The following is a 2,732-nucleotide window of genomic DNA, read 5'->3' as shown; positions in this document are numbered from 1 at the left end:
TTTATTGATTCCTTTTTAATAGTTACTTTTTTCTTTCAATTTGATTTGTTTTTTCGGGCGATTCTTCGAAATTACTTACAACGTTGTTGTATAAGTTTAGTTGCGCTATAGAAGCACTAAAGTATATAAATAAAACAAGAATAGAAAATACGAGAGTATTTTCGTAAGTAAGCAAAAAGTAGCAATTAAATTTATACGTTGTTGGCTACAGAAAAATAAAAAAAAGCGTGGGTTTGTGAAAACCCAAATAAGTTCTTTGACATTGTGATATTTATATTTTTTTTCGTAAATTTAACTTGAATTTATATTTTAAGATACAATTTATTTATATTTTTACAGAAAATATTTGTTTTGAATAAGATAGAATTACTTGATAATATTGAGAAAATTAAAGAGTTAAGAGGTATTCCTCAATTTCTTTTTTCTAGTGCAATTGACCCAAAAAGTATGTTTAAAGTTAGAATGGAAGTTTTTGATTTTAAACGAGAGAACCCAGATTCAAAAGAGGTTGATTTCATAATTAATTCACCAGGTGGAAGTCCAGCTGATGCTTATAGAATTATTAGAACTTTAAGAAATAATTTTGAAATAGTAAATATAATCGTTCCATTTTGGGCTAAAAGTGCGGCTACTCTATTAAGTTTAGGGGGAAGTCAAATTATAATGGATGAATTTGGAGAATTTGGGCCATTGGATATTCAAATTGCTATTCAGAAAGACGATAGTCCTGAATACGACAGAGAAAGTGCATTGAATGATGAATATTCGGTTAAATTAATTGAGGCTCGTTCAAAAGAATTATATTATAGTATGTATTTATCTTTATACAATACTGATGATATTAAAATTAACAAGGTTGAGTTATCAAAACAATTGTTTGAATATTTATCTCAATTTTATAAACCTTTATTAAGTCAAATAAACCCATATAATTTAGGTAGTAAGAAGAGAGCTTTAGATATTGGTCAAAATTATGCAATAAGAGTTTTAACAGAATATAATCAGGATTTACCTGAACACATAAGATCATTACTGGTCGATTATTTAGTAAATGAATGTCCTGATCACGGATATGTAATAGACTATAATTTAATTTCGAAGGTTCTTAAAAATGTTATACTTTCGAAAAATATTTCAGATGATTACGCGTTTCATTTAAGCCAAGTATCGTCTTGTTTAATGAATGAAAGTATTGATTTCATTGGATTTGTTTATTCTGATGACGAGATTCAAGAAGCAATGAAAAAAGAAGAAATTGAAAAAGAGAGTTTAGAGACGATAAAAAAAGAAGTAAAAACCAAGAAAAAACAAAATGGAGTTAAGCAACATTAAAAAACCAGAAACAATGACTAACGAAGAAAAACTTGTTTGGTTTAGAATTAATTTCAATAATATTAGTAAAGAGGTAACCAAATACAGAATCAAGTCAACAAGTGAAAAAGTTAAATACTATAAACACTTTTTAAGTTCAAATATTTAATTCAAAACATATAAATATCACAAAGCTCTTCATTATGAAGAGTTTTTTTTATGTCAATTCCCACGTGCTGATTGGTCGCTTTTTTTTATTTTATTGTTGCCAACGGTTTTGTGTATGATTAGTGGCGTGTTTAAGCACCTAATTTAGCAAATATAAACCGAATAGAAAATCCGCGAGGATTTTCGTAAGTAGGCGAGAACTAGCCATTAATTATACACGGTGTTATATGCAGGCTTTTTATTCTGTATTAAATCAGATATAGCATTCCAAAGCTCAATTCGTTTTTCTAATGATTGTTTAGCTACAGTTAGTGTTTCGTTCCATTTTTGCTCATCATCTTTACATAATTCAGAAATCATCTCAAGAGATAGAGGACCGTGTTCATCTCCGTCAAGTTCAATATGTCGTTCGAGATAGTAATTTATTTTGCTATATAATTTATTTTCAGAATCTGAATTTTTAAGAATTTCGATAAACATATCTGGAATAACGTCTTCTCGCCCAAACGTAAATGCTGAAGCTACTAGGTGTGGCTTATTTGTTTCAATAATCGAAAATGTGAATTTAACAAAATCAGCTACTCTGTTATCGACATTAACTTGACTAAAACAATAGTCAACTGAATTTCCCAATTCAATAAGCTTAATAAAATCATTGATTTCATTCGTATTTCCATTTACTTGGAGCAAAGCATCTAAATACATCTCAAAATGACTTTTTGGTTCTCCCAATTCATTAATGTCACTTTCCTCTCCGTGAACAATTTCATTTATAAATCTTGATAGTTTTGCGTTTTTTGGTGGTGTCCAAGGTGTTTGAACTTTAGTGAGATTTATTTGAAGATTTTTTAAAAGAGACATAAAATCCCATACTGCAAATATGTGATTTTCCATAAAAATTTTCACGTCATTAATATTACGTAAATTTTCATAAAGTTTATGATTTTTCAATTCATTTCTTAATTCAGAAATCTCATTTTCTATATACTCTATTTTATTCATTTTTTAATTTATCTATTAACTATAAGTGTTGTATGTTGCAAATTTAATACTATAAAATGAAAATGTATTTAATCATTAATAAATATAATAAATGATTAAATAGCTAAAAGTTTTAGTAATCAAGTAAAGTATTTAGCTCTCGGTTAGCTTGCATATAACGTTGTTGTATAAGGAAAGTTGCGGTTTTGTCAGCGAGGAATTTCCGAAGGAAATTCAGAAGTTGGCAAAAATGCAACTACCTTTAATTAAGT

Annotated in this window: 2 protein-coding genes; one reads left to right on the top strand and one right to left on the bottom strand. The window is 27.9% G+C overall.

Going from position 1 to position 2,732, the window contains the following annotated elements:
• Nucleotides 1-351: 351 nt before the first annotated feature.
• Complete coding sequence (locus MPF13_RS15325; protein ID WP_249983638.1) at nt 352-1,332, top strand: SDH family Clp fold serine proteinase; 981 nt, start codon at nt 352-354, stop codon at nt 1,330-1,332.
• A gap of 354 nt (nt 1,333-1,686) precedes the next feature.
• Here the strand turns inward: MPF13_RS15325 and MPF13_RS15320 are convergent, their stop codons facing one another.
• Nucleotides 1,687-2,481, bottom strand: coding sequence for a DUF3050 domain-containing protein (locus MPF13_RS15320; protein ID WP_249983637.1), 795 nt, complete (start codon nt 2,479-2,481; stop codon nt 1,687-1,689).
• Nucleotides 2,482-2,732 lie beyond the last annotated feature (251 nt).

The organism is Polaribacter sp. Z022 (assembly GCF_023555495.1).
In the GTDB taxonomy this organism is placed as follows: Bacteria; Bacteroidota; Bacteroidia; order Flavobacteriales; family Flavobacteriaceae; genus Polaribacter.
This window is presented reverse-complemented; position numbering and strand designations above follow the sequence as displayed.

Bases quoted from the DNA above. Each gene is read 5' to 3' on its own strand.
- MPF13_RS15320 (WP_249983637.1), bottom strand. From the start codon at position 2,481: ATGAATAAAATAGAGTATATAGAAAATGAGATTTCTGAATTAAGAAAT.